A 3,788-nucleotide genomic window follows, 5' to 3' on the forward strand; every position below is an offset into this window, starting at 1 on the left:
AAATGAGATAAAATTTATGGTTTTCATAATCAATTAAAAATTTTAAATTTTACCTACTCTTTTTGGATTTTCGGTATCCTCCTTTTTATTATAGATTCATAAAGTATTCATTACTCCTATTGAAAGAATTGAATTTTTTTATGCTAAGGATAGTTTTTCGGAAAAGGATATTTTTCGATATAATTTTATCTGATAAATTACTCTTTATATAGCTATCTTTAAGGTTATTATCTTTAAGTTCGTATAGGTTTATCTGGTCATTAATCCATATTGATAAATACTCATATCGGTTCGACGCTTAACAAACCTTATAAAATTAATAATCAATTTTTCCATTATATAAATCCCAAATAGGAAAAATCATTTCATAGTCATTCCAGTTTAAATTTCCTTCTTTTATCTCAAAATTCTTAAATTTATTCTCGTCCAAATATTTCCTGATAGATGGATGCAATGCCTTTGTTAAAAAAGGTTTAAAATCAATTAATCTCTCAGTACCGTCTTGGAAGTTAATTCGTATTGCATAATCTCCCAGGTATTTTGCAGAAACTATTTCAAGTTTCTTTTCCGTTTTTTGTTCATTATAGTCAACCGTGATTTTCATATGTTTATTTTTTTGTTCACAAAGGTATATGGAACCTCCTTTTGACTTGAAGGTACATTTAGGCTGAGTTGCCTAAAATAATCATTCGCGTCCCGATTAAAATACGGGATAAATAGTGTGTCAAAATTTTGTCATGGAGGTTTCATCTGTTTAAAATTTTTTGATAAAAAAAATACAAAAAATTTATAATACATTCAGGAACTCACATAAACTTTTTTAATCATCCACGTGTGTGTATTTTTTGATTAAAAAAGTTCATGTTCGTTTCATATGTTTATTTTAATCTTTTTGTTATTCTCTCAAATTCAACATTTTTATGATAAACAAAATAATCTATCCATTTTTTAACAATCTTGTCAGCATAATTCTCAAGGAAGACTTGAAAATCTTTTAAATCCTTTCCTGTTAATGGATCAGCTCCTTTTACATTTTTTAATTTGATTTCTGAAATAATACCGTCAATTATGTAAAATTCTGCTCTACTCTCACATTCACCTTTTTTAGCGTGAACATGTATTGGATCGTGCTCATTTGAGTAGAAAAATATTAAAATCCCTAAATATTCAAATATTTTTGGCATATGATTTAGTTATTTTATACAAAGGTAAAAAAATCATTTGATATTGTCAACGTAGCTTATTTTGCCATGAGCCACAACAAGTTCACAACGACAATTGTCGTTATATCCTGTTATTTGTTTCATAACCACATTGCGTTGATATCTGTTATATTATCCAAAACTACAAAAAATAAAAATTGGTTATATACTTCTCTTGTAAAAAATATATACTGAAATATGATTGAAATATGGTTGATGTAAAGTAGATATATGGTAGAAATAAAGTAGATGTATGGTAGATGTAATGTGGATGTAAAGTTGATGTATAGTAGATATAAAGTAGAAATACAATTGAAATAAAGTAGATGTAAAGTAGATGTATGATAGATGTATGGTGGATGTAATGTAGAAATAAAGTAGATGTATGGAGGGATGAAGGGTTTATAAATAACCTTGTAGAGGTATCAAATACTATTTAACACGGCCTGTTGCACAGGTAGTGGAGCACCGGAATGTTACCCGCAGCTTTCGGGTAGGTTTCGCAACACTGAAGAAAACCCTGATTTTCAGCTACTTCATCCTTCAGGGCCGGGGCAAAAGTAGCTGAAAATCTGTTATAATAGAATTTTATGGAAAACGCTATTCAGGGGGCCGGTGTCAACAAGATCGGTACAGCCTGTGCCGTACCGTAGGTGGGGATTCATCCCGTGAAATAATTTGGCCAAAGGCAAAATTGCTTCTCATTTCACGGGGTGGCACCGAGTATTCGAAGTCAGCCGCCTACTCGATTAGTGGTTTGTAGCCTTCTGTATATTTATATTCTCTGCTAAAGTCTCGTGTTCACCCCGTTGGATAATATCCTGCGGGGTGAATCAATCATCCCTCACGCAACGAACCGAAAAACCAGACTCCTTATTGCTGCCGTCCCGGTAGACATTGCTGCCGTTGTAGAGCAGGATCCGGCCCAAGGCAGACGTCGACGAGTCCTCGGAAGAACTCCACCAGTACGCGGCTTTACCATTGCCGCTGAACGTAACACCGTAGTTACGGTAACCACCCGGAAGAGCTGTAAACCCGGAACTGCCAAATCCTGAATTATTTGTTAAATCTCCATCCTTCCATAGAGAATCAATTCCGGCCAGTTTACTTGATTCATTGCTTCCTCTATAACCAGTATTATCTGCATCTGATTGGCTCATACCCAATTGTATTTCCAATTCTTTCCATTCTTCATCGCTCGGAACATGCCATCCATCAGGGCATACTCCTTGTACATCGCTTGGATTGCTGTTGCTGCTGCTTGCATCTTGCATAACCGCAGCCCAATCGTATAAACGGCCATAAGTATTGCAGTTGCTCTCATCATTATCATAACACCAGTCCTTGCCATAGGAATCTTGGTCATAATTCAGGTTTTCCGCCATCCAAACCTGGTCTCCGATTTTAATCCATTCATAGGTTTGTCCATCACGTGAATCGGTAAAAGTGCCGGTTTCATTTCCATTACTGCTTTCCTCTACAGTAATATAACCTGTCTTAGTTTCTGTATCTGAACCGGCGTTATTGGTTACAGTAAGTGAAACCGTATAAGTTCCTGATTCATTATAAGTATGAGAGGGATTTTGTGAATTACTGGTGTTTCCGTCACCAAAATCCCAATTCCAATCAGTAGGAGAATTTTTTGATTGGTCAGTAAAATCTATGCTACTGCCAACTGTAATGGAAGTCTGATTCGCAGTAAAAGCTGCAATCGGGGCAGTTGCTGTTTCCTGGTCTTCTTCATCTTTCTCGCAACTCTGGGTAAAAAAAAGAGCAAGGCCGATAACAAAAATGAAATAAAATTTTAGGGTTTTCATAATCAATTAAAAATTTTAAATTTTACCTACTCTTTTTGGATTTTCGGTATCCTCCTTTTTATTATAGATTCATAAAGTATTAATTACTCCTATTGAAAGAATTGAATTTTTTTATGCTAAGGGTAGCCTTTCGGAAAAGGGTATTTTTTATGTCTTAGTTTCATGCTTTTCAATAGTTCTATGTTTTTAGGCTATAAACACTTAACCCCATATAGTACAAAATTTTGAGAAAAAAAGAACAGTCACGGTAGTGCTGTTCTTTTTTTCTCAATTGTTAAATTGTTAAACGAGCTTTGCTCGTCCCGCACTTTAGTCGGGATTGTTAATCTCTGCGGACACACCTGACTCGACTGACGTCGTAGTTGTCCTTACCGTAGTAGACCTGGTTACCATCGTTGAAGTACTGGCTCCACGCGTCGTAAGCGTCGACCTCAGTACTACTCCAATAGTAGTCCAAACTGATGAAACCGCCAATTGATGCTTTATTTTGATACATGGCATTCAATTCATGTTTTGCCGGTAAATACCAATCACTATAGCCATAAGCTGTTAATGTATCACACACATACGCTGCATGTCCATCAGAACCTAATTGCGACACAATAGCCGAGGTATTAGCCGCACCATCAGTATCACTATCTGCTCCATTGCCATCGATTATTTCTGTGCCATATCCACCCCATTCAATGTCAGATGCAGTGTCTTTAGGGTAAACATATAAAGTTCCATTATAATCAATTGTTTGAACCGATTGTTGTTCTACTGTAAT

General features: G+C 35.4%; 4 protein-coding genes. All 4 read right to left on the reverse strand.

The window, feature by feature from the left end:
* Positions 1–316 precede the first annotated feature (316 nt).
* Positions 317–604 carry a DUF2442 domain-containing protein gene (locus tag QZ276_RS00100; protein ID WP_292484138.1) on the reverse strand — a complete coding sequence of 96 codons (288 nt, stop codon included), beginning with the start codon at positions 602–604 and terminating at the stop codon, positions 317–319.
* 274 nt (positions 605–878) lie between these two features.
* Complete coding sequence (locus QZ276_RS00105; RefSeq protein WP_292484140.1) at positions 879–1,184, reverse strand: DUF4160 domain-containing protein; 306 nt, start codon at positions 1,182–1,184, stop codon at positions 879–881.
* Between the two features lie 851 nt (positions 1,185–2,035).
* Entirely contained in the window at positions 2,036–3,019 is a 984-nt protein-coding gene (locus tag QZ276_RS00110; RefSeq protein WP_292484142.1) for an FISUMP domain-containing protein, read from the reverse strand.
* Positions 3,020–3,341: 322 nt separating this feature from the next.
* On the reverse strand, positions 3,342–3,788 hold a 447-nt coding region (locus QZ276_RS00115; protein WP_292484144.1), incomplete at its 5' end, for a DUF1566 domain-containing protein.

It is taken from the genome of Methanohalobium sp. (assembly GCF_018609725.1).
Lineage (GTDB): Archaea > Halobacteriota > Methanosarcinia > Methanosarcinales > Methanosarcinaceae > Methanohalobium.

Bases quoted from the DNA above. Each gene is read 5' to 3' on its own strand.
- QZ276_RS00100 (WP_292484138.1), bottom strand. From the start codon at position 604: ATGAAAATCACGGTTGACTATAATGAACAAAAAACGGAAAAGAAACTT.
- QZ276_RS00105 (WP_292484140.1), bottom strand. From the start codon at position 1,184: ATGCCAAAAATATTTGAATATTTAGGGATTTTAATATTTTTCTACTCA.
- QZ276_RS00110 (WP_292484142.1), bottom strand. From the start codon at position 3,019: ATGAAAACCCTAAAATTTTATTTCATTTTTGTTATCGGCCTTGCTCTT.